The following is a 24,111-nucleotide window of genomic DNA, read 5'->3' on the forward strand; positions in this document are numbered from 1 at the left end:
GCAATTCGCCGCAAAGCGGGCAAATGATCGGGCTATGGAAGCGTCAGATCAGCGGCGTCCAGCTGCCGTCTTCGTTGCGGCAGGCCGTCCCGCGGGACGTCTGCGGCGTTCCGTCGATGCGGATGGTGTGGGTATACTGGCGGCAGTTCTGCGAACCGACCTGATAGGGCTGCGCCGCCACCACTTCGCCGCTGCGGCTGCCCGAACTGTTCTTCCAGTCGACAGCCTTGCCGGCCGGCGAATATTCCAAAGCCTGATATTCGGCCTGAAGCGCGCTCTTGCGGTCAGCCGGATCGAGCGAAGCCGCCAGGCGGCTGCCGAGCAGGCCATTGCCGAGCGGCGCAAGCACGCCCGAGGTCGCCGGCTGGGACGATTTGCCGGTCAGGCGGGCAAAGGTGCCTCCGCCCTTGGCACCGGACGTGGTCGAACACGCGGAGAGAAGAAGAACGGCAACAAGCGAAAGAGCAATCTGGGATTTCATCATGGGTCCGTTTTTACGGGGCCTCGCAACAAAGGCAATAGCTGGCAATTACTTATGACCCGATTGGGCGTGCGGTTGCAAGCGCCATTCAGTCGCCGGCCACCGGAAGCGTGATCCGCGCGCGCAAGCCGCCAAGGTCCTCGCTGCGTTCCAGGCGCAGCGTTCCGCCATATTCGCGCACGGTGTCATGGACGATGGACAGCCCGAGGCCGGTTCCCGGCTTGCTCTCATCCAGGCGTTTTCCGCGCGTCAGTGCATCCTTGATCTGGCCGGGCGCGAGACCCGGACCGTCATCCTCGACGCTGATATCGAAAGCATTGTCCATGGTTTCCCGATTGGCAGCTGACACTGTAAGCCGGATGGCGCTGCGTCCCCATTTCCCGGCATTTTCCAGAAGGTTGCCGACGATTTCCTCAAGGTCTTCCTGCTCGCCCGCAAACACGGCATCGGGCATCCTGTTGTCGAAGCGCATATCCATGCCCGGATTGAGCTTGGCGGTGACACGCACGAGACGCGTCAGGATCGGGGTGACGGACGCGCGAAAGACCACGCTGTCGCGCTGCGCCGCCACGCGGGCCCGCTGCAGATAGTGCTGAATCTGCACCTGCATGGCCGCGCTTTGTTCGGCAACGATCTTGCCCTTTACACCGCCAATCGTCCGGCTTTCATTGGCCAGAACCGACAGGGGCGTTTTCAGGGAATGGGCGAGATTGCCCACCTGCGTGCGCGAGCGCTCCATGATGCGGCGGTTGTTTTCGATCAGCGCATTCATTTCACGCGCCAGCGGCGCAATCTCGATGGGCAGATCCTCGTCAAGCCGCGAAACCTTGCCCTCGCGGATATCGGCGAGCGAACGGCGCACGCGGTCAAGCGGGCGCAAGCCGAACAGGATGACCGCCGCATTGATCAGCGTTCCGGCAATGCCGAAAACGCCGAGGTAGAAATAGAGCGTGTTGCGGAAATCGGCGATTTCGCCTTCCAGCTCGCTCAGATTGCCCATCACACGAAACCGGGCGACACGGTTTTCCGCATCCAGCACCACTTCCGTTTCGACGATGGAGAGCTGTTCGCCCTTCAGGCCGGGTTCCGTATAGGAACGCTGGAACGACGTATCGAAGGGAACCATCAGGGTTGACGGGGAATCGATGCTCTTTCCGCCGAGCGAGATCGACCGCAGCGAACCCTTGAGATTGTCCGCGACCGGGTCGACGGACCAGTACCAGCCGGAAAACGGGCTGGAATAGCGCACTTCGCCGGGGTCCGGCCGTCCGACCAGCGTGCCGTCATTCACGCTGACGGAGGCAATGACGCTGAACAGATGCGCCGAAAGCAGCTGCTGGAAGCTGTGCTGGCGCGCTTCGCCATAGAGCGCCGAAATGATGGTGGCGATGGCAACGAAGGATACGATGGTCCACAGCGTCGAGAAGAGGATGACGCGCAGGGAGAGTGACCGGACATTGGGGAGATAGCGGGTCAGCCGTATGATCACGCGTTTGCCCTGCTCCTGCCCGTCAGGCCTTGGTGTCCTGGGATTTGATGCGATAGCCCATGCCGCGAATGGTTTCGATCAGATCGATACCCATTTTCTTGCGCAGCCGCCCGACAAACACTTCAATCGTGTTCGAATCGCGGTCGAAATCCTGATCGTAGAGGTGCTCCACCAGTTCGGTGCGCGAAACGACCTCGTCCATGTGGTGCATGAGGTAGGACAACAGGCGGAATTCGTGCGAGGTCAGCTTCAACGTTGTGCCGTTGACCGCCGCCTTCGACGTCTTGGTGTCAAGGCGCAGCGGGCCGCAGGTGATTTCCGACGAGGCATGACCCGCCGCACGGCGAATCAGCGCGCGCAAACGTGCCAGCACTTCCTCGATGTGGAACGGCTTGGCGACGTAGTCATCGGCCCCGGCATCGATACCGGCCACCTTGTCGCTCCAGCGGTCGCGTGCCGTCAGCAACAGCACGGGCATGATGCGCCCGTCGCGCCGCCACTTCTCCAGCACCGTCAACCCGTCCATCTGCGGCAGGCCGATATCGAGGATCACCGCGTCGTAGGGTTCCGTATCGCCGAGAAAATGCCCCTCTTCGCCGTCGAAAGCGTGATCCACCACATAGCCGGCTTCGGTCGTTGCCTCGACCAGCTGGCGATTCAGATCACGGTCATCTTCAACGATGAGTATTCTCATGCACAACTTTCCCCGCCGGACAGGCTGAACAACAGATCAAACGGCATCCGGCTCAGTTCGCTGGAACCGCAACCTCGACGCGGCGCGGACGTTCACCGTCCTTGCCGGGAATGAGCACCACGACCACGCAAACTTCGCGGCCGTTCTGCGTCTGCGAGGTGGCGCGCGCCAGGGTGCCTCCCTGGGACTGGGCCACCTGCTGGCCGACCTGCGAGCAGTCGGCAGCAGCCAGCTGAAGCAACGCACCGTTCTGCGATGCATCGGGTGCAATCGGAACAGCCCCGGCATGAAGCACGCCGGATGCTGAAATCAGGGCCGCTAGGGGCAAGGAGAAAAGTGTGTGTTTCATCATGGCGCTATTATTATCAATCGCAGTCTGAACGATGCATGAACAGTTGGACGTGGCGTGAGCCCTTGATAACAGGTTTGCCACAGGTCACGTCTTTTAACACTATATTTCTTTACGTGAAATGAGCGCCGTCGCACTCAACCGGCCAAAAAGCGCGGCGATGCCGCTGAGCGCCGTCAGAAACTGCATGATGGTATCGGCAAGCCGGGCCTCGAGGTCATGATCCAGCGACACATTGAAGAAGCTTGAACATGACAGGACGATCGTTGCGATTGCTGCCCAGATGGTCTTTGACAGGTACCATTGTTTTTCATTGGTCATAATCAATTCCTTTTGAAACAGTTTGATTTTAAAGGGCTTTTGTCTGCATGTTGAAAATCGTACGGGCAAATCTTCCCGCACCGGCTGCACTGGAAATCATGGCAACGCTGAAATCGACTGCGCTTGCAAGACTGCCGAAATCCGCCAGGCGCAGCGGCGCCGGATAAAGCCATTCCGGTCGCGCAACCTCGGCCGACCGGATCAATTTGCCGCTGTTGCGTATTTCGATCCGATAGGCCTCGCGCTCCTCACCCAGCGGAATTTCCGCAGCCAGCCAGCTGTCCGCATCGATGCGCCCGCGCCGTATCCAGGCAACATGCAGGTTGCCCTGCTCATCTGTCCTGCCGCTGAGGTGGACAGGTTCGAGCGGCTCGAGCGCCCGGATGCCTCCGGTCATTGTGACCGTGCTGAAATAGCGGTCGGAAAAATCCTGCCCCGCCGCACCAATGCGCCAGTGCAAGGCCAAGCCTGTTTCCCGGGCTTTCAATCCCGCCGGCATCACCGCACCGTCCAGAAGGATGAACGGCGTATGCCTTTCCCGCGGCTGCAGCGCCTCCCGCTCGGTTCCGCATTGCCCGCGCAGCAGGCCGGACAAACGCCATCGGTCGGCAGCAACCTCCTCGGCATGCAGGAATTGCAGGATTTCCCATTGACCGTCGGGGGATGCCAGAAGGGCCGAATTCGCCCCGTTGAAGAGCTGCGGCAGCGTGGTTGAACGCAGCTCGCCAAAGTCAAGATCGACCTCAAGACCGGCATTGCCGAGCAGCCGGCCGCTGACACCGCCCGGCAGCGTTTCCGCCAGCCTGCCCATCACCGCCCGCTCCGGCAGCGCGGCCCGCGCCTCAAAACCGGTGTCTTCCGGCGAGGCGTGAACGGATGCACCCGCCCACGGCCTGGCAAAGGCGGCAACCCGCAATTGATCAAGCGGATTTTCAGCACCCGGCCACATCGGCAGATCGCACAGATGAAAACGCGGACGGCCGAACACCGTCGTTGCCACCCCCGTTGAAGCGGGCAATCCCGCCCTGTCCGCATGCCGCACGTGCCGGGGCAGGCCTTTTGCCTCGACACGGCGGGTTGCCCCGTCTTCAATGGAGGTGACGAGATAATCCTTGACTGGCATGGAGCCATCCAGCCGGATACGGCTGCCCACCTTCAATGCGGCATGCTTCCACGGCAATTCGAATGATATGGTCCGCCGGGCGGCACGGCGTGCCTGCAGCCAGTCCTCCGCCAGGCCGTTGACCTGACCCGCCTCAAGCATGGCCGCAACGGCGAGATTTTCCGTTCCCTTGCCGTCCGGCCTGCCGGCGGATGCCATCGCCACCTGATAGTCGAGCATCGGATCGCGATAGGCGATTTCGACCCGGGCGGGCTGCTCCATGATTTCATGCAGCTTTCGCTGCACCGGCCCCCTGTCATCGGGCTCGACGTATTCATCGATCAGTGCGGTTTGTACGGGCATTCGCGCCGCGCTTTGAAACACCAGCGTCGCACCGTCTTCGAAGGCGTTGATGCCGAAAACCTCCAGCAGCGGCTCAAGGACCGACCGGGCATGTGCGGGCTCTTCGACGATCAAACCGCTGACAAAACCATCCGCCGCGCTCGCATCCACCCCGGCAACGCCGAAATCGGCGAGAACAGCGCCAATCAGCTCATCGAGCGCAACCCCGGAAAGCCTGCCGTTCAGCCAATGCCCCGAGGTCCAGTTGTTGCCGTCGGACCAGAGCTTGCGGTTGAGGGGAAACTCCGGAAACGGCCTCGTATCCCAGGCCCAGACATAGACGCGGCCCGTATTCAGCATGGCGCCGCCATGGCTGCGCCAATGGTCTAGATGGGCACGCAGAAAGCGGTTTTGCGCGAGGTCACAGCGGCCGTGATCGGAAAAATACGGAAACGCCCCCTCAGAGGATTTGGCATCGGGAAAGACATTGGGTTGATTGGCGCCCTTGTCGACCGCCGGACAGCCCAGTTCGTCGCCCCAGGCGGCATCGAATTGCGGCCCGCGCAGGCTGTCGGGATCCTCCGAGGAGAACATTGCCGCCGTCGCGCCATTGGCCCAGACGAGCCGCCGGCGCGTCACCTCGAAACGCGGCCGCTCGGCCCGCGATACCGCCATGATCCCGGACGGGCCGTCGACCATGACCTCGCGCACATCGGCAAGCGTTTCGCCCACCAGCGCGATGCTGAGGGATTTTCGCGGCCGGAAGGGCGGAAAGCCCTGCACGATGCTGTTCACCCACTCGGCCCCGGCGCGGGTCTTGCCGGAACCGCGCCCGCCAAGGATCAGCCATGTCCGCCAATCCCTATGCGGCGGTTGCTGGTTCGCCCGCCCCTGGAACACCCATTCGTTGATCAGGGACTGCATCTGCACCGGGCTGAGATTGTCGCTGCACCAGTTCGTCGGCGCGGCAGAGGGCAAGTTCATGGATTCTTCCGTCGATGCGCACCAGCGCTTCGCGCAACTCTTCCGGGCTCAGCATGAGCACGGACCGCTGCTGTTCAACGCGTTTGTCCTGCATGTCGCTGAGGCGATCCATGGTGCGGGCAAGCTGCGCTAGGGCATCCAGCCGTGTCTTCGCCGTCGCCGTCTCGTCTCCCAGTTGCAGTTGCTCCAACTCCCCACGCAAAAGCGCCATGAGATCGCGAATGAGGGTAATTTCCGTGTTCTGGCATTCCAGATATGCAAGCGTCAGCCCGTCATCGAGGACGCGCTGCTCGAACTCCGTCCGGCCGATGCCGAACACCGGCGCCATTGCATCGGCGGGAATCCCGTAGTGCCGGCAAAGATCATAGGCGTGCCGGCGGCACAGCGCGCTCTCGCCGCGCTCTATCATTGTCATGGCCAATTCCCGGAAGATCAGATCGCCCGCCACCGGAATGATCCGGGCACATTTCTGACGATAACCAGACCCTACACAAGTTCCGTCACGCAGTCAAGGACTATTTTCCTAAATATGATTATTTTCTTTCAATGCCCCCGTCGTCAGGCGGATGCCTTCCTCCAGCCGAGCGCCAGCAGCCCTGCCCCGATCATCAGCGAACCGCCGGTGCGGTTGACCGCGCGCTGCACCCTCGGCTTGCGGATGGTCTGGCGGGCCATGGAGGCCATCAGCGCATAGGTCCCGGCATTGAGCGTTGCCAGCACCAGGAACGTCGTCTCGAAGATCAGCATCTGGGTGAAGACCGGCCGTGCCGTGTCGAGGAACTGCGGCAGGAACGCCACGAAAAAGATGATGCTCTTGGGGTTCAGCGCCGTCACCACATAGGTGTGCAGGAAGATGCGCAGCGCACTGTCCTTGCTCTCCTGCGCTTCGCCTGCGTCGGCGGTGTCCGCCACCGGGGCGCGCCACAGCTTGATGCCGAGATGGATCAGATAGGCCGCGCCGATCCACTTGAGCACGGTGAAGATCGCGGCGGAGGCGGCAAGCAAGGCGCCAAGCCCCAGCATCGATGCGGTCATGGCGGTGAAATCGCCCAGCGCCACACCCGCAACGGTTGCAGCGGCAAAACGCCGGCCATGGCCAAGCGCATAGGAAATGACCAGCAGGATGGTCGGGCCGGGAATGGCCAGAAGGATTGCCGATGCCGCAACAAATGCCAGCCAGTGTTCGATGGACATGCTCTTTCGCTCCCGCCAAAAACCACAGCAATCCATCACCGGAACACAATTGCAAGTGGAATTTTTGCCGCCCCGGGCTCCATCAAATCTCGGTGTTGACGGCTGCGCCCCTTGTCGCCCGATCAGAAAAAGAGTTAAATTTTTCCTTGAGATAGAAAGGGACGAAACGGACCGCCGCGGTTTTATAACGGCCATCATAAGAAGCTGTTAAGCGTAATCGGCTACATCATATCTTCGCGCGCGATGTGGCTGACGACAGGCAGACAAGAGATTGGCATGATGAACGAGCCTCGGGCCAAAAATACTCTGGCCAAGAAGAAACGCAAGCGATTCAAGGTCTCGCCTCTGCTTGGACTTGATGCCTGGATCGATTCGTCGCTGTACGAGCTGCGTTTCCGCCTCGCCGAATTCTGGGAAGACACCACCATCTTCTTCCGCCGCTTCCATGTATCGGGCTGGCGGCGCGGCGTCGTCGAACTCCTCAGCGAAGGCTTTACCTGGGGCACCGCCGGCTCCGTGGTCATGCTGACGCTCGCCATTCCCGCCTTCCATGACACGGAAAAGAACTGGCGCACGCGCGACGATTTCGCCGTCACCTTCCTCGACCGTTACGGCAACGAGATCGGCCAGCGCGGTATCCTGCACCGCAGCGCCGTGCCCATCGACGAATTGCCCGATCATGTGATCAAGGCGGTTCTGGCCACCGAGGACCGCCGCTTCTTCGACCATTTCGGCATTGATTTCCTTGGTCTTTCCCGCGCCATGACGGAAAACCTGCGTGCCAATTCCGTGGTCCAGGGCGGCTCCACCATCACCCAGCAGCTGGCAAAAAACCTGTTCCTGACCAATGAGCGCAGCCTCGACCGCAAGATCAAGGAGGCGTTCCTGGCGTTGTGGCTGGAATCCAACCTGTCGAAAAAGGAAATCCTGCAGACCTATCTCGACCGCGCCTATATGGGCGGCGGCACGTTCGGCATCGCCGCGGCCTCCGAATTCTATTTCGGCAAGAGCGTCAAGGATGTGAACCTCGCCGAAGCGGCCATGCTTGCCGGCCTGTTCAAGGCCCCGGCCAAATATGCGCCGCATGTCAACCTGCCTGCCGCCCGCGCCCGCGCCAATGTGGTCTTGAGCAATCTCGTGCAGGGCGGGCTGATGACCGAAGGCCAGGTGGTGGGTGCCCGGCGCAATCCGGCGACAGTCGTCGATCGTGCCCGCTCGGAGAGCCCGGATTATTTCCTCGACTGGGCTTTTGACGAGATCCGCCGCGTCGGCCAGAAACTGCCGTCGCACACCCTCGTCGTGCGCACCACGCTCGATACCGGCATCCAGAAGGCGGCGGAGGAATCGGCGGAATATCACCTGCGCCAGTTCGGCAAGGAATACCATGTGACGCAGGCGGCCATCGTCGTCCTGGAAACCAACGGCGCGGTGCGCGCCATCGTCGGCGGGCGCGACTATGGCGAAAGCCAGTTCAACCGCGCCACGGCGGCGCTGCGCCAGGCCGGTTCCTCGTTCAAGCCCTATGTCTATGCCGCCGCCATGGAAAAGGGCATGACGCCAAAAACCATGATTTCGGGCGGCGCCGTGTCCTGGGGCAACTGGTCGCCGCAGAACTATTCGCGGCAATATCTCGGCCAGATCGACCTGACGACGGCCCTCGTCAAATCCATCAACACGGTGCCGGTGCGCCTTGCCAAGGATTATCTGACGACGGCGCCCATCGTGGCGCTGGCGAAAGCCATGGGCGTGGAATCGGTGATCAGCGCGCACAAGACCATGGTGCTCGGCACCTCGGGCATGACGGTCATGGATCAGGCGACGGGCTACAACACCTTTGCCACCGGCGGTCTTGCCGGCGTGCGCCATGCCTTCACCCAGGTGAGCGACCAGAACGGCAAGCTCCTGTGGGACTGGAAGACCGATGGGAACAAGCCGCACCGGGCGCTGACGGAAAAGGCGGCGTTCAACATGAACATCATGCTCAGCCAGGTGCCGGAATGGGGCACGGGACGGCGCGCCGCCCTGCCGATGACGCGCGTGGCGGGCAAGACAGGCACGACCCAGAGTTACCGCGATGCGTGGTTCGTCGGCTTCACCGGCAATTACACCGCCGCCGTCTGGTTCGGTAACGACAACTTTACCCCGACCAAGGAGCTGACCGGCGGCATCCTGCCGGCGATGACCTGGCAGCGTTTCATGAACTACGCCCACCAGAACATCGACCTGAAGCCCATTCCCGGCATCGATCCGGCGATGCCGAAGCAGGACAAGGTGGCGGCCGCCAAGCCGGCCACGGCGGATGAGGAAGCGCTGAAGGCAGCCGAGCGCCCGCGCGTGCTCTCCAATGCCACCGTCACCTCGCTGCGTGAAATCGGCCAGGCGCTGAAGGAAGCGCCGGCACTGAAACTGCCCGATGTGCCGACGAAAATCTCCGCCCGCTAGCGCCGTTTGCCGCGATGCCGTGCGTGGTTCGACAAGCTCACCATGAGGAACGCGGGGGATTGCAGGGAGTTAGTTTTTGCAACGGTTGTGATTAATCTGGCACCAAACCACCGTCCTCATGGTGAGCTTGTCGAACCACGCACCACATGGTGAGCTTCCTGAGCCTGCCGAAGGGCGAACCACGCACGAACAACCGCGCAGAATACTGATTCGCCCTGCCCCCGCGCGCGGCGGAGATTCCGTGCTGGGTTGTACTTCCAACAGTGACTTTGCGTCGGTGCAGAAATACACTCAAGGTTGTATTGCAGTATTATGTACAATTTCTAATGTATAAAATGCGCAATATATTGGGCTAAAGTACTATACATAAATGGAAATTCACGGGTTGAAATCCTGTGTCTTCTGGTTATCGTTAAGAAGATAAATATACTATTACGCGAGTAGCGTTGTATCGACATTCATTTTTAAACATTGATTTTGAACCATACCTTTAGGAGAAATGATGAAAGTTTTCATCCCCGTTATTGCTGCGTCCGCCCTCCTTGCCTCCACCGTTTCCGGCTGGTCTGGGACGGCAATCGACACGTTAACCGTCAAGATAACGATCAGTCCGGAATGCAAGGTCAATCCCGACGGCAACGCCACTCTTGATTTCAAAACGCCGGCTATTCTGAATAAAGATGCCGATGCCGATGGCACCATCAAGGTCCTGTGCACCAAAGGCACCACTTACAGTATTGGGCTGGACGCCGGTACCAATCCCTCCACTCAGGGTGATGTTGCCACCCGCCGGATGAAGAGCTCTAGCGCTGATGGCTACGTCGGCTATCAATTGTATTCGGACGTGGACCGCAAGAACGTTTGGGGAAATACTGAAAAAAAAGATACCGTTGCCTCTAAAATCGCAGACGGCACCGCACAGCCTTATACGGTCTACGGCCGCGCGCTTAAGACGGCAACGGGCGTTGCTGGCGCGTACTCCGACCAAGTAACAGTAACAGTCACTTTCTGATTATCCCGGATATTTTACTGCTTTCATGCGGCGAGTAGCGTGCAAGGAATGCACGCTCTCAATCAGCTACTTTGAAACATATTTTAGGAGCAGCAATGAAGATTGTTATCCCTATTCTTGCCATGTCCACACTCGTTGCATCAAGCGTTTCCTGTTGGTCCGCCTCTGCCCCGCCAAGCAATCTTAAAGTCACGATGGAAGTTGATACCGGATGTAGTGTCAATGTCGGCGAACTCCATTTTGGAACCCATGATAGAGTGAACGCAGATATCAAGATTGAGGGTTCCATTCAGGTCCGATGCAACTTGGGAACCCAATACGCGATCGCCCTCAACTTCGGAAGCAATAAAATCGATACTAGTATTCGCAGGATGAAAAATGCTGGCAACGACTCTTTCATTATCTATGAACTATATCAGGATTCGAAGCACGAAGAGATTTTTGGATCGTATGTGGAAACTCCTGTCACCGGTACAAAATTTGACCCGACGCGTCTTCAGAGTGTGTACGTGAAACAACTGTCCGGTATTGGTAAAGCTGTCAAAAAGGCGGCAGACGGCAGAGTGCAGTCGATTCCGATTTATGGTCGCGTTCTGAAGTCAGACGCAGCTTCAGCCCCGCCGGGTGATTATTCCGACACTGTGACTGTGACAGTTAATTACTGATTGGATCACGGCGACAGTTCGGCGAAGCGGGATGTTGGTCTGTTTTCATGTTCCATCCCAATAGCGGAATATCTGTCGATTCACGTGATTAAAAACTGCGAACACCTGCTTTTAAACAATCCTATTTTGCATACATTTATTTTGATTTTTCAAATATTTAGACTGGATTTTTTATGATCTTTCCCCGCTCCGCGAAGCTGTTCTTCGCCATAGGTTCTTTCGCTTCATTGCTTGCTTTCAACGAGACCGCCCTCGCAGCGCCGCTGCAGGTCTCGCCCATCTCCGTCGATCTGACGGCTCCGGGCCAGACATCCACCGTCAACCTGCGCAATGAGGGCGACCGTCCCGTCAATGTCCAGGTTCGGGTGTTTTCCTGGACCCAGGTCAACGGCGAAGACAAACTCATGCCAAGCCGCGATGTCGTCGCCAGCCCGCCCGCCGCCACGCTGCAACCGGGCACCACTTATACGATCCGCATTGCCCGTATCGCCCCGCCGCTGAAAGCGGGCGAGGAAACCTACCGGTTGCTGATCGACCAGTTGCCCGAGGTCAACCTTCGCCGTCCGGGCGCGTCGGTGGACATGCTGCTGCGCTATTCCATCCCGGTTTTCTTCACCGAAAGGTCCGCCGGTGCCGATCTGCAATGGAATATCAGCCGCTCCGGCAAGACCCTGATTGCCGAGGCCACCAACATTGGCAACCGCCATGCCAAGCTCGCCGGTCTCGCGGTCGTCTCCAAGGCCGGTACGGTTTCCTTCGGCGAAGGGCTGAATGGCTATGTCCTGCCCGGCTCGACCCGCCGCTGGGTCGTCAGCACGGGTGCCGAGCGCATCCAGCCTGGTGCCAGCGTCAATGTTACGGCCAAGGGAGATGACTATGCGGTCAACCAGACAGTCGTGGTCAAGCCGTAACCTGCGTCTTGCCTGCATCGGACTGTGTCTGGCCGGAACCCTATCCCCCGTTCCGGCGCAGGAGGCACCGCCGATCACGCCGGAATTGCCCGTGTCCGGGCAAGAGCTTCTGCTTGGCGTCAAGGTCAATGACAATGGGTCGCGCGTGCTCGCCCGCTTCCGCCATCTGCCCGACGGCAAACTGGCGGCGACACCGGATGAACTGCGCAAGGCCGGTTTCAGGCCGGAGCGCGGCGTCGCGGACAAGGATGGTTTCATTCCGCTCGACAGCCTGCCCGGCGTGGCATGGGAATATAACGATGTCGATCAGATGATCGCCTTCACCGCGCCGGATCAGGCGCGTGAACCGACGACGGTCGATCTCGGCGGCGAGAGCGAGCCCATCGATTTTTCCGCGGTCCGTTCGGATCTCGGGCTGGTCACGAATTACACCCTCTACGCCACATCGGGCTCCAACTGGCATGGCGACAGTTTTGACGGCAGTCTGAGCGGCAGCGCCGAGTCGCGGCTGCTGACGCCCTTCGGCACGCTCTCGACCAGCGGTCTCGGCCGGATGAACCCCTTCGATGCGGGACACTATGACATTGCCCGGCTGGACAGTGCCTGGCGCTATGTCGATCCGAAGCGCATGCTGACCTACCAGATCGGCGATACCGTTTCCGGCGCGCTGTCATGGACGTCGTCCTACCGGCTGGGCGGCCTGCAGATCAGGCGCAATTTTGGCATCCGCCCGGATCTGGTCACCACGCCCGTCCCCAGTCTCACCGGCAGCGCCTCGGTGCCCTCGACGCTCGATCTCTATCTCAACAACATGAAGGTCTATTCCGGCGACGTGCCGTCGGGGCCGTTCGACTTCAGCGGCCTGCCTTTCCTCGGCGGCGGCGGCGATGCGCGCATTGTCATGAAGGACGCGCTCGGCCGCGAATCCGTGATCCAGCGTTCCTATTTCTTTGCACCCGGCATGCTGCGCAAGGGTTATGTGGATTATTCCGCCGAAGTCGGCTTGCCGCGCCTCGGCTACGGTTATGACTCCTTCAACTATGCCAGCGATATCGCCGCCTCCGGCAGCATCCGTTATGGTCTCACCAACTGGCTGACCCTCGAAGGGCATGCGGAAGGCATCCGCAATCTGGTCAATACCGGTGCAGGTTTTGCCGCAAGCCTCGGCCCCTACGGGTCCATCAATGCCTCGGTTGCGGCAAGCCGTTATGAAGGCGCGCTCGGCGAGAAGATTTCCGCCTATTATCAGGTCTCCCGCAACGGCTATTCCTTCTATGTCGGCGGCGACCGCATGATCGGCGATTACAATGATGTCGGCCTGGTGGCTGACCGGCGCAACGATTACGAAACACCGGTTTCCGCCCGCAGCCGCCAGGTCGACCGTGTCGGCGTCTCCTTTCCGCTCGGTTTCGATCCCTCCTCGCTCAGCCTCGGCTTCTCCCGCATTCACGGCGCCGGGCGTGACAGCGATTCCAGCCTTCTCAATGCGTCCTGGTCGCGCACGGTCTTCGACAAGGTCTCGCTCTATGTCACCGGTTATGGCGATCTCGGCCGCGGTGGGGATTTCGGTGTCTATGCCGGTCTCTCGATGCCCATCGGCAAGGATATGACAGCCTCCGCCAGTCTCTCGCGCAATGGCGATCACATCGGCGTCGATACCAGCCTGTCGCGTTCCTCCGGGCTCGAGGAAGGCGCTGTCGGCTGGACCATACGGGACCATGAGGGCGGTGACGGCAACAGCGCCCGCTCGGTCAGCGCCAATTACCGCACCCGGCTGGCGCAGCTTGCGGGCTCCGTCGAGCAATCGGGCGATCAGGGCCGCGTGACAGGCACCATCGAGGGTTCCGTCGTTGCCGCCGGCGGCGGCGTGTTCCTGGCCAATCGTGTCGACGATGCCTTCGCCGTGGTCAAGGCGGGAGGTCCGAATGTCGATGTCTCGGTCAACAGCCGCCGTGTCGCCAGGACGAATTCCCGCGGACGTGCCCTCGTTCCCTCGCTGGATTCCTATCGGCGAAACCGCATTTCCATCGACCCCGCCAACCTGTCCTTCGATCTGCAGCCGGACCAGACCGAGGCGATTGTCATCCCCGCCGACCGTTCCGGCGCCGTGGTCGATTTCGGTGTCAGCAAAGTCGATGCGGCCATCGTCAACCTGACGGGGCCGGATGGCAAGGCCGTGCCGCTCGGCGCGGCGGTGCAGCTTGACGGGTCCAGCCAGTCCACCGTTGCCGGCTATGACGGCCGCACCTACCTGACCGGACTTTCCGGGCGCAACAGCATCACCGTCACCCTGCCTGAAAACGCCGGCACCTGTCATGCCACGTTCGAATATGCGGCCAAACCCGGTGCACAGCCGGAAATCGGGCCGATCCCATGCCGCTAGAAAGAGGAAGTTCAATGCCCAGTCCAAGCCCTGCCCGCCGCGAGCCTGCAATTCTGGCGAGAGCCTTGGGCATGATAATTCGGCGTCGATGGTTTCTCGCCCTGTCGGTCCTGACTGTCCTGGTGTCGATATCACCAGCGTCCGCACAGGTCTGTGTGGTGAAAAGTATGGAATCGCTTGGAACCGTAAAAATAGCAGATTTGATATCAAACGCCTCGACTTCCCCCTCCACCACAGCCAAAATCGCCTATGAATGCCCTCAGGACGTGCTTGATACGGGGGGCGTGATTTGCGCCTATATCGAAGGCAACAACAACGACCGCAATGTGTTTTACCAAGGACAACCCGAGAAGGATTCCAGCCTCGCATGGGAGGGGAAATTCAAGTCGCCCGACTCCGATCAAGATAACGTAGGAGCAGTGAAATTAAAGAAAGGATCACGCATCCTCGAGGGCAGCATGCATTTGACGGCTACCTACTTGCCCCGTGCGAACCAAAGTGGAGTACGGGCAGGGATATATACGTCGACGTATAACCTGGTCAGTGTTACTTACAATGATAATACGGGGGAGCCCGACTGTCATGACCTATCTAAGATTAAGGCCGACTCGAGGCGCGTTACAACGCCATTCCAGTTACAAGCCGAGGTCCTGACAACCTGCCGGCTCGAGAACAAGGGCGAAAAGGCGGAAAAGTTCGATACGATTGATTTCGGCACAAGAGGCTCCTTTGACGCTGCATCAGCTTCGAACGGCACAATCAGCGCGACAAGCCAAATCGACGTGCGCTGCACCTATCAAACGCCCTATACACTTGAGCTCGGCAATGGTGAAAACTACGATGGCAGCACGCGGCGCATGAAAAATGAAAAAAACGGTAACTTCTTAGCCTATCAGCTGTTTAACAAGACCGCGTCGGACGTGTCTTCGCCCTGGAGCACCCTTCACGGGAATGGCAACACGGTCAATGCGGTCAACGCATACAAGGTCGAAGGTCGATTGACCACACCCATCGCCGTCGCACCCGCTGCGGGCGAATACAAAGACACGATTGTCGTGAAGCTCACCTTCTAGGCATGCAAATTGCGAGCGGGCATGGGCGTAATTATCGGCACCACCTTGCCTCACCGCACATTTCGCGTGTAGTCATCGTTCATGCTTCGAAATGTGTTTCTTGCCCTCATCGCTCTTGTCATTGCCGTCGGCGGCGGCACGCTGAGCGCATGGTATGCGGTCAACCGCTTCGACGGTTTTGGCACGCTGACCATCGGGCAATGGACCGGTTATCCCGATGCGGGCACGCCGCAGTCCGACCCCTATGCCAAGGCGCGCGCCGCGCGCGAGGGTGCGTTTCCGCTGGGTAGCGCCGAGGGCCTGGCCTTCTACGCCTACCGCGACGACCAGGGGCAGACGCTCAATCGCCAATGCACCTACCGCATGGCCGGCAACAGTCCCAATTCGCGCTTCTGGACGCTTTATGCGGCGGATCTGGCGCTGATTCCGCTCGATCCCGGCGCGGACCGGTCGCCGGCCCTGCACTCGCGCCAGATTTTCCGCGGCGACAACGGCGCATTCATCGTTGCCGTCTCGCCCAAGGCTCAGGCCGGCAACTGGCTGGCAACGGCCGGCTCCGGCCGCATGGTGCTGGTGATGACGCTCTACGATACACCGGTCGGCGGCAATTCCGGTCTGGTCGACATGACCTTCCCGGCGGTGAAAAAGGTGCGCTGCGATGGGTAGACTGATCCGCGCCCTGCTCTTCGGCCTTGTCGGCGCCGGCATCGTGCATGTGGCCGTGGTGCTGCTTGTACCGCTCTATTCCGACCGCAATGCCTGGTCGCGCATCTCGGATTATGGCGAAGACTGGGCCTTCCATCCCGTGCTGCGGCAGGCGACGGCGCAGACCGTGCCGCTGGCGCTCGATCCGCTGTTCGAAGCGGTCGCATGCCGCTTCGACATCACCGACCTTCCCGCCCGCATCACCGGCGTCGGCACCGCGCCCTACTGGTCGATTTCCGTCTATGACCGGCAGGGCGAGAACATCTATTCGATCAATGACCGCACCGCCATTGCCGACCAGCTCGATCTTGTCATCGCCCGGCCCCTGCAGATGATCGAACTCAACAAGACCAAGCCGGTATCGGCCGCCAATTCCGTGCTGATCGAGGCGGACATGAACGAAGGCTTTGTCGTCGTGCGCGGCTTTGTGCCCGACCAGTCCTGGAAAGCCCAGGTCGACGCCTTTCTGAAAAGCGCCAACTGCGCGCCGCTGCTCTGACAATCAGTCGAGCAGGCCTTCCAGTCCCCTCTGCGCCTTTGTCGCCGCGAACTGCTGGATATCGTAGGTCGCGAGTTTCTTCACCCAGAACGGGTCTTCAGCCAGAATGGCGCGCAGTGCCTCCTCGCTCTCGCTCCTCGCCAGAATCACCCCGCCGGTGCGCGGCACCTTGCGGCCCGATGCGAGAAAGGTTCCCGTCGCATAATGGCGGTCGAGAAAAGCGATGTGCTCGGCTGCGGCCGCATCGAGCGCGTCGAGTGGCGCGACATAATTCAGCGAAACGATATACATGGGAGAACTCCGGCGGGGATGATCGTACCCCTGTCATATAGACGTGCGAGCCCTCGGACAAAACCGGTGTGGCGTCAAAAAGCGGTGATCACGGGCGATTGCAAAACCGTGCGCCGCGGTTAACCTGCGCCCGTCCCAACAGCCCGCTGGAGAAAGCGCCCATGAAACGTCTCGTCCTTGCCGCAACCGCCGCCCTTCTCGCCCTCACCGTGGCACTGCCCGCCCGCGCCTTCGATCCGCAGAATGCCGAGCGCATAAAAACCCTCGTCGACACCGGCATGCAGTATTACTGGTCGGGCGGCGACGTCAAAAAGGCGGAAGCCGAGATTTTCAAGGGCATCACCCTGCATGGCCGCTACGACGTGGTGGAGCAATCCTTCGCCGAGGCGTCGAAGCTGGCACCCGAGCAGCTGAATTTCCGCTTTGCCGTCGCCTCCTCGCAGATCCTGCAGAAGAAGGTGAGCGAGGCGCGCGCGACCTATCAGGACATCCTGGCCAAGGACCAGACCTCGTTCGAGGCGCAGGCTTGGATCGAGGCGCTGGCCCGCATCGGCAATGACGAGACGGGGGCGGCGCTGGCGCATCAGGCGCTGGCCGGGCTCGACCGCGACAGGGCCGAAGCCTATCGCCAGCGTTTCGTGCGTGCCGAGCAGATCATCGCGGACAAGCCCAATGCCGATGTGCCCGTATTGACCGGCAAGGTGATGATCGTGGCGCTCGGCTATGCGCTGGCCAAGGACGGCACGATGGAAAAGCCGCTCACCGATCGGCTTGATGTGACGCTGAAGGCGGCGCAGGCCAACCCGGCGGCACGCGTCATGGTCACCGGCGGCCAGCCGCAGGCGGGTGTCACCGAGGGCGATCTCATGACCAAGTGGCTGGTGGAAAAGGGCGTCGACCGCGACCGGATTCTGATCGAGGACAAATCCAAGGACACGGTCGGCAATGTGCTGAATGTCGCCAACCTCCTGAAGCGGCACACGGCGGACAGCGTCATTCTGGTGACCAGTTCCAGCCATATGCGCCGCGCGCGGACGCTGCTGGAAGATGCGTTGAAGCAGTATGGCATCGGCGCCAATGTCGTGCCTGTCGTGGCGCTGGATGCACCGTCGCTGGACGAAGCGGCCAAGGTTTCGGCGGATGAGCGACTGGTGATTTACCGCGACCTGATGCGTGTGTCGGGCCTGTGGGCCTATCCCGGCCTGCAGCAGTAACGGCCTCTGTCCGGCCAATGAACAGCGGCAGGCCGCCCGCGCAGCCTGCCGCTCTTGTTCAAACCGCGGCTCAAAACCTGACCGTCAGATCGGCTTTGACCGCATTGTCGTTGACGCCGGAGGAGAACTGGCCGGTATAGGTGAGGCCGAGCGTGGTGGCCTTGCCGATATCGAAGGCGAGGCCGGCTTCCACCAGCGCCGCATCGGCGGCAATGGGCAGGCCGCTGACATCGAAGCTTTCGCCGCCGCTGGCAAAGGCCAGCTGCGCCTGCGGCGTGACATCGCCGTAAGCGTGCCGCCAGCCCACCATGCCGCGCGCCGTCAGGCTTGCGGCATGGCCGAGGGTGAAGGCACGCGATGCCCTGAGCCCGAGTGTCGTCGTCGTCAGGTCCGTGGTGGATGATGGCGCCGACAGGGCGGCGATGCCGCCGGTCTCGGTGAAGCCTGCTGTCTTCAGATGGGTATAGGCTGCCGCGGCAAAGGGTTCGAGCGCCGCATAGGGCGTCTCGATGCGGTAGGCGGCCTCGCCGAAGATTTGCACCGTGTTGGCGCTGTAGCCGGCGATGTCCGTCTCGGCCAATGAACCGAAGGCGACCGTGCGGCGCGTATCGATCTCATGATGTGCCAGCACCGTGCCAAGGCTAAGAGTCAACGCATCGATCCTGGTGCCGCCATAGACACCAACCTGATAGCTGTCGGCGGAGACGGACGAACCCGCCCCATGCAGCGATGTCGAGCCATAACCGGCCAGCACGCCGAGCCGCCATGTCCCGGCAATCAGGGCGTCGACGCCGGTGACGATGCCGCCGGTGTTTCTGTTATAGGCTGCCGCATTGCCATCGCTGGCACCATGGCTCCAACCGCCATAGGCCTGTCCCCACAAAGCGGTGGTTGCGGCGACCGGTGCGGGGGTTGTTGTATCAAAAGCCTCACCGGCACTCCGCTTGCCCTTCGCCTTGTCATCGGGACCATAGGCGAGCGGCGTTGCAACCGGTGCGGCTTTGGCGGCGACACCGTCAAAGGCCGCGCGCACCCGCTCAGACGCCGCTCCGCTGACCAGCCCGGCATCCTGCAACAACGTGCCGCGCAAGGTGGCATGCGCCTCGCCCGACAGGCTGTCATAGGCGAGCACTTGACCCTTTTGCGAGAACAGCACGGTCTGCAACAGGCGGTTGCCGAGACCAAGCTGCATCACCGCATGGCCGGTGCTCTTCTGATTTGGCGTGACCGCATCGACCAGAACAAGGTTCTTGACCCGTTCTTCCAGAGCCACAATTTTCAGGCGGTCCGCTTCAGCCAGTGCCGCTGCCTCTTGCTTGGCTTTTTCCTCTGCGGCCTTGGCATCGGCTACCAGCTTCGCCTGTTCCTCGAGCTTCTGCTTCTCAGCCTTCAGGCTGTCGGCCTCTGCCTGCTTCTGCTTCAGCTGGCCGTCGAGTTTCTGCATCTTTTCCTCAGCGGCCTTTGCCTCGGCTGCCAGCTTCGCCCGGTCGGCAACCTTCTGTTTCTCGTCAGCGTCTTTCTGCGCCTTCACCTGTTCCTCGAGCTTCTGCATCTCGGCCTTGACCTGGTCAACCTCTGCCCCCTTCTGCTTCAGCTGGCCGCCAAGGTCCTGTATCGTTTTCTGGGTGGCCTGCTTCTCGGTCTTCTCGCGGTCGGCGTCGTCCTGCTTTTGCTTCAACTCGGCGTTAAGCTTCTGTATCTTTTCCTCAGCGGCCTTCGCCTCGGTTGCAACCTTCTCCCGGTCGGTAACCTTCTGCTTATCGTCAGCGTCTTTCTGCGCCTTCACCTGTTCCTCGAGCTTCTGCATCTCGTCCTTCACCCGGTCAACCTCTGCCTGCTTCTGCTTCAGCTGGCCGCCAAGGTCCTGTATCGTTTTCTGGGTGGCCCTCGCATCAGCCTCGTCCTGCTTTTGCTTCTCGGCGGCAAGCTTTTCCGCTGCCTCGTTGTTCTTGGCGGCTTCGGTCAGGTCAAAACCAAGCTTGACTGTCGTGTTATCGTAGGTAAGCGAGGGCGTGATGTAATTATAATTGGCTTGTTGCTCGACCTTCTCGAACTTCCCCACCACACCGTTCTTGGCTTCCAAAACAACAAAGCTTTTCAGGAGCAGTTTCTCGAGCTGCTCCTTGCTGAGTATTCCATACTTGCCTGTTTCTTTGTCGATATCTTGCGCGCGCACCCTGACGGAACCACCAAGAAGCTCTGCTTTTCCTTGCACGTCCAGCTTATCGGCCTTGGTGCCGTCATTGGCGATCGTCACGGAGAAAAAGCTGCCCTTGTCAAACGTCACATTGCCGGTTGCCTTCAGTGGAGAAAACATGCGGTCTCCATCCTTAATGCCAAGAAGGATCTCGCCACCCGCATGCACCATCACATTTCCAACAGTGCCTAAACCGCCGAGCTGACCTCTTTGGTTGATCGTGATATCGCCTGCGGTTCCCCATACCACCGCATAACTGTCATTGGCGGCTGATAGACCACCATTCAGTATGATGTCACCGGCCTTGCCGCCAGTGAGAACACCAACAAGCCCACCATTGTCGACGGCGCTCTTGCCGGTGATTTGACCTTGATCAAAGACAAAGGCAGTACCGCCATTCATGCTGACATCAGCCATCTTTCCGCCCGCGTTGACAGCGAATCCGCCACCATAGAACGTACTTTTGCCTGTGACTTCCCCTGAGATTGCAGCAATGCCGCCAGCGGACGTGATGTCAGTCACCGTGCCCCCGGCAGAGACAACAAGTCCGCCATTTCCGGTGTTTTCACGCAGGGTGACATGACCGGCCTTGCCGCCAGCCTGAACAGTGAGCACGCCATTCGAATTGACGGCGGCTTTGACGATCTCGCCGCTGGTATAGGCGGTGCCGTAATCTTTTACGGTGACATCATCGGCCTTGCCTCCGGTCGTGACATCCAGCCTGCCGCCATTGCGGACCGTGACGATGCCAGCCGCTGCCTTGTCTTTGACTTGCAAATAGCCGCCCAAGTCGACCGTGCCTCTTTCGAGCTTGCTTCCTTCGTCTAAGATATGCGCAACACCGCCGATGCCGCCCAAGCCCGTTACTGCATCCCACGCTTTGACGCCCTCAACGGTGAGGTCTTTCACCAGGGCACCATTAAGGACATCCAGCCTGCCGCCGTTGCGGACGGTGACGGTGCCAGCCGTTGCCTGATCGCCGACTACCAGCCCGCCGCCCAGGTCGACCCTGCCGCTTTCGAGCCTGCTCCCCTCACCGGAGATAAACGCGATACCGCCGCCGCCTACAAATGGATAAATGCCTGCCTCATCCTTGGTATCACTGGTGCGCCACGCCTTGACGCCCTCAACGGTGACGTCTTTCACCAGCGCACCATTAAAGACATCCAGCTTGCCGCCATTGCGGGCAGTAATGGTGCCGGCCGTTGCCTGATTGCCGACTACGAGCCTGCCACCCAGATCGACCGTGCCGCTTTCGAGATGGCTCTTCGCATCGGAGATAAACGCAACGCCGCCGATACCTCCCAAGCCCGTCACTGAATCCCATGCTTTGACGCCCTCAACGGTGACGTCTTTTACCAGCGCACCATTAAAGACATCCAGCTTGCCGCCATTGCGGACAGTGACCGTGTCGGCCGTTGCCTGATTGCCGACTGCCAGCTTGCCGCCCAGGTCGACCGTGCCGCTTTCGAGATGGCTATTCGCATCGGAGATAAACGCAACGCCGCCGACGCCGCCCAAGCCCGTTACTGAATCCCACGCTTTGTCACCTTGAACGAGGACATCTTTCACCAAACCAAAACCATCAACCCAGGTATTCAACTCACCGCTATTTTCGACGGTGAAGCTTTCGTTCATGTCACCGGGGCTAGCTTTTCTGGTCTCACCGCTTTTAACCGTAATCCGCGCGGCTTTGGGCGTATCGGTTTCTTTTGTCGGGACCGGTGCCAGGGATAGCGCGGCCGGTTCGGCGGTTGCAGTTGCCGCCGACGTGGTTGAATCGGATTTTGCGGCAGCGGGCTGCGATGTCGGTGCGGCGGTATCAGCCGCAGGCGTCGCCGCTTCAGGGTCAGCCCGCGCCATCCCCCCGGACCCAGCCAGAAGCATGGCCGTGCAGACGCTGCACAGGAGATGGTTGCGGAAGCTGGAGATGCGGTTTGGACGTGCGGGAATGGCCGCAGCTGTGGCGTGAAAAGGCATGAAATATGACTCCCAATATAAATGTCAGTCAAAAAATAAAAGTACCGTCAAAACGACGAATCGAAATAATATGCAATCGCGAACTATAGATTCAGAAGACGCAGCGAAGCGCAAGGGCAAGCTGAAAAAAATTTCATATTTTCCAGAGCCTGTGGCAGAAAAGCAATAATCTGCAGATTTCGGTTGCACTGGGTAGCATTCCAGACACAGCCACAAATAGTGTCAGATATTAAACACAATGAAAGGATGAACCATCAGGGTTGAATGCGCCGAAGGGATGCACAGGCGCCTGTTGCAGCGGATATGCCGATCCAGCGGCATCCGCCATGCCCGCAGTGGCTGTTGTTGCCCTGCCAGCCCTAACCCGGCTGCGGTGTCGGATCGAAAAACCGGTGGCCCGGCTTGTCCTTGTCACGCGGGCGGGCGGGCAGCGCCGGGCGCTCGTAGCGCACGCCGGGAAAAATCATGATCTGCGCGGTTGCCGGCCGCTTCGTCTCGGTGGTGGTGCGGCGCCGCGAGGCGCTGCCTGGAAAGGCAATGACAAACCCCATTTCATCCATCCGTTCGGCTCGTTGATCTCCTTGATACGCAAACGCTCATGCTGGTCTTGGCATCCGGCCAAAGCGCCGGACAACCTGGCTGCTTTGCTCCCCGTTTCCGGGGTGCGGACCGGTCCCGGTCCGCTCGCGCGCGATCATTTCGCGCATAATTTCATTAGACACCCGCAGGGTTAACGGATTGCTAACGCTTCATGGCTCATTTTAGCCATTGTTTGGCGTCGTGCGTAATCGAGTGGAGTGTGTTCGTGAAGTATCCTGAGTTTCGGGCACTTGAAGACCGCAATGGCGGCAGCAAGGCTGACGATCTCCTGACCGCATCGATCACCGCCTTCTGCTGCGTCGCAAGACCGGCAAAGAGCGATGCCCAGCAGTTGGAGGATCTCGCCGTTCCGCTGCTCGCCCTCGCCTCGCCGCGCGTGCGCCGCCATGCCGCCGCCGCCCTGTCTGAAATGCCGCATGCGCCCAAACGCCTGATCCTGGCGCTCGCCGAGGATGATGTGGATATTTCCGCGCCGCTGCTCCTGCGCTCGCCGGTGCTCAAGCCGGGCGATCTCATCGGCCTGATCCAGCACAGGGGTATCGGCCATGCCCGCGTCATCGCGCGGCGCACGGTGGAGGACGCCGCGCTGCTGCAGGCCCTGCGCCATTTTCACGACCCGGCCATCGACCGCGCCCTGGCGCTGCAGAGCGGATTGCCCGCCCATGAGGAGAATGAAGCCTTGGACCGTGCCGAACCCGAATCGCCGCGCCTGCGCGAAACCCGCGAGGCGCTGCGCGCTTTGATGCGCGCATCCGATGCCGGCCATTCCACCGATCAGGCCCTGGCCGACCGGCTGATCGATGCCGCCCTGCTCGACGAAACCCATACATTCCGCGCCGCGTTCACCACGGCGCTCGATCTCGACGGTGAAACCGCCGAACGCATCATCGGCCACGGGCTCAACGCCGAACTGACCATCGCGCTCGCCGCGCTTGGACTTTCGGCGGAAGCGGCGCATCTGGTGCTGACCGGCCTGTTCGGCCTCGTGCACAAGGATCTGCATTCGCTGCGCCTGTTCGTGCAATCCTACCGCCAGATCGACCAGGACAAGGCGCAGGCGACGATCCAGCGCTGGAAGACCGAAGAAAACTCGCAGAAGCTGCGGCAGAAACTGCGGGAAATGGCGGCGGATTTCGAACGCGGCGGCACGGCGCCCGGCCCGGCCAAGCGCCGGGTGTCGTAA

The 24,111-nt window shown here is 60.5% G+C and carries 21 protein-coding genes; 10 read left to right on the top strand and 11 right to left on the bottom strand.

Annotation, left to right across the window (positions count from 1 at the left end; translation table 11 throughout):
• Positions 1 to 43: 43 nt before the first annotated feature.
• From J1W56_RS01275 to J1W56_RS01310, 8 genes are all read right to left on the bottom strand, one after another.
• Positions 44 to 481, bottom strand: coding sequence for a hypothetical protein (locus J1W56_RS01275; RefSeq protein WP_223611374.1), 438 nt, complete (start codon positions 479 to 481; stop codon positions 44 to 46).
• 88 nt (positions 482 to 569) lie between these two features.
• Entirely contained in the window at positions 570 to 1,913 is a 1,344-nt protein-coding gene (locus J1W56_RS01280; RefSeq protein WP_223612369.1) for an ATP-binding protein, read from the bottom strand.
• Positions 1,914 to 1,992: 79 nt separating this feature from the next.
• Positions 1,993 to 2,664: a response regulator transcription factor gene (locus tag J1W56_RS01285; protein ID WP_223611375.1), complete on the bottom strand. Its 672-nt coding sequence runs from the start codon at positions 2,662 to 2,664 to the stop codon at positions 1,993 to 1,995.
• Between the two features lie 52 nt (positions 2,665 to 2,716).
• A complete protein-coding gene (locus tag J1W56_RS01290; RefSeq protein WP_374042749.1) occupies positions 2,717 to 3,016 on the bottom strand; it encodes a hypothetical protein in 300 nt (99 codons plus the stop codon).
• A gap of 99 nt (positions 3,017 to 3,115) precedes the next feature.
• Entirely contained in the window at positions 3,116 to 3,334 is a 219-nt protein-coding gene (locus J1W56_RS01295) for a hypothetical protein (RefSeq protein ID WP_223611376.1), read from the bottom strand.
• Positions 3,335 to 3,362: 28 nt separating this feature from the next.
• Positions 3,363 to 5,756, bottom strand: a complete 2,394-nt coding sequence (locus J1W56_RS01300) for a baseplate megatron protein TIM-barrel domain-containing protein (RefSeq protein WP_223612371.1) — start codon at positions 5,754 to 5,756, stop codon at positions 3,363 to 3,365.
• Positions 5,641 to 6,177, bottom strand: a complete 537-nt coding sequence (locus tag J1W56_RS01305; protein WP_223611377.1) for a hypothetical protein — start codon at positions 6,175 to 6,177, stop codon at positions 5,641 to 5,643. The genes J1W56_RS01300 and J1W56_RS01305 overlap by 116 nt, the downstream gene beginning before the upstream one ends.
• Positions 6,178 to 6,320: 143 nt before the next feature.
• Positions 6,321 to 6,956, bottom strand: a complete 636-nt coding sequence (locus J1W56_RS01310) for a LysE family translocator (protein WP_223611378.1) — start codon at positions 6,954 to 6,956, stop codon at positions 6,321 to 6,323.
• A gap of 276 nt (positions 6,957 to 7,232) precedes the next feature.
• Here J1W56_RS01310 and J1W56_RS01315 point away from each other — a divergent pair, with 276 nt between their 5' ends.
• The 8 genes from J1W56_RS01315 to J1W56_RS01350 all read left to right on the top strand — a co-directional run bounded on the left by J1W56_RS01315 (position 7,233) and on the right by J1W56_RS01350 (position 16,646).
• Positions 7,233 to 9,398, top strand: a complete 2,166-nt coding sequence (locus J1W56_RS01315; protein WP_404927731.1) for a transglycosylase domain-containing protein — start codon at positions 7,233 to 7,235, stop codon at positions 9,396 to 9,398.
• A 502-nt stretch (positions 9,399 to 9,900) separates the two neighbouring features.
• Positions 9,901 to 10,410: a Csu type fimbrial protein gene (locus J1W56_RS01320; protein WP_223611379.1), complete on the top strand. Its 510-nt coding sequence runs from the start codon at positions 9,901 to 9,903 to the stop codon at positions 10,408 to 10,410.
• 95 nt (positions 10,411 to 10,505) lie between these two features.
• On the top strand, positions 10,506 to 11,075 hold the full coding sequence (locus J1W56_RS01325; RefSeq protein WP_223611380.1) for a Csu type fimbrial protein: 570 nt from the start codon (positions 10,506 to 10,508) through the stop codon (positions 11,073 to 11,075).
• Between the two features lie 173 nt (positions 11,076 to 11,248).
• Entirely contained in the window at positions 11,249 to 11,986 is a 738-nt protein-coding gene (locus J1W56_RS01330; protein ID WP_223611381.1) for a fimbrial biogenesis chaperone, read from the top strand.
• Positions 11,952 to 14,369, top strand: a complete 2,418-nt coding sequence (locus J1W56_RS01335; RefSeq protein WP_223611382.1) for a fimbria/pilus outer membrane usher protein — start codon at positions 11,952 to 11,954, stop codon at positions 14,367 to 14,369. Before J1W56_RS01330 ends, J1W56_RS01335 begins: the two co-directional genes overlap by 35 nt.
• Positions 14,370 to 14,536: 167 nt before the next feature.
• On the top strand, positions 14,537 to 15,442 hold the full coding sequence (locus J1W56_RS01340) for a Csu type fimbrial protein (protein WP_223611383.1): 906 nt from the start codon (positions 14,537 to 14,539) through the stop codon (positions 15,440 to 15,442).
• An 81-nt stretch (positions 15,443 to 15,523) separates the two neighbouring features.
• Entirely contained in the window at positions 15,524 to 16,108 is a 585-nt protein-coding gene (locus tag J1W56_RS01345) for a DUF1214 domain-containing protein (RefSeq protein ID WP_223611384.1), read from the top strand.
• Entirely contained in the window at positions 16,101 to 16,646 is a 546-nt protein-coding gene (locus J1W56_RS01350) for a DUF1254 domain-containing protein (RefSeq protein WP_223611385.1), read from the top strand. Before J1W56_RS01345 ends, J1W56_RS01350 begins: the two co-directional genes overlap by 8 nt.
• Before the next feature lie 3 nt (positions 16,647 to 16,649).
• Here J1W56_RS01350 and J1W56_RS01355 read toward each other — a convergent pair whose 3' ends face one another.
• Positions 16,650 to 16,937 (bottom strand): YciI family protein, encoded by a 288-nt coding sequence (locus tag J1W56_RS01355; protein WP_223611386.1) that lies wholly within the window; start codon positions 16,935 to 16,937, stop codon positions 16,650 to 16,652.
• 161 nt (positions 16,938 to 17,098) lie between these two features.
• Between J1W56_RS01355 and J1W56_RS01360 the strand changes: the two genes are divergently transcribed.
• Positions 17,099 to 18,151: a YdcF family protein gene (locus J1W56_RS01360; protein WP_223611387.1), complete on the top strand. Its 1,053-nt coding sequence runs from the start codon at positions 17,099 to 17,101 to the stop codon at positions 18,149 to 18,151.
• Positions 18,152 to 18,221: 70 nt separating this feature from the next.
• On the opposite strand, the gene J1W56_RS01365 is transcribed toward J1W56_RS01360, so the two are convergent.
• Complete coding sequence (locus tag J1W56_RS01365; RefSeq protein ID WP_223611388.1) at positions 18,222 to 22,328, bottom strand: autotransporter domain-containing protein; 4,107 nt, start codon at positions 22,326 to 22,328, stop codon at positions 18,222 to 18,224.
• A 359-nt stretch (positions 22,329 to 22,687) separates the two neighbouring features.
• Positions 22,688 to 22,879, bottom strand: coding sequence for a hypothetical protein (locus J1W56_RS01370; protein WP_223611389.1), 192 nt, complete (start codon positions 22,877 to 22,879; stop codon positions 22,688 to 22,690).
• 254 nt (positions 22,880 to 23,133) lie between these two features.
• Between J1W56_RS01370 and J1W56_RS01375 the strand changes: the two genes are divergently transcribed.
• Complete coding sequence (locus tag J1W56_RS01375) at positions 23,134 to 24,111, top strand: DUF2336 domain-containing protein (RefSeq protein ID WP_223611390.1); 978 nt, start codon at positions 23,134 to 23,136, stop codon at positions 24,109 to 24,111.

It is taken from the genome of Phyllobacterium calauticae (genome assembly GCF_019991125.1).
Lineage (GTDB): Bacteria > Pseudomonadota > Alphaproteobacteria > Rhizobiales > Rhizobiaceae > Phyllobacterium > Phyllobacterium calauticae.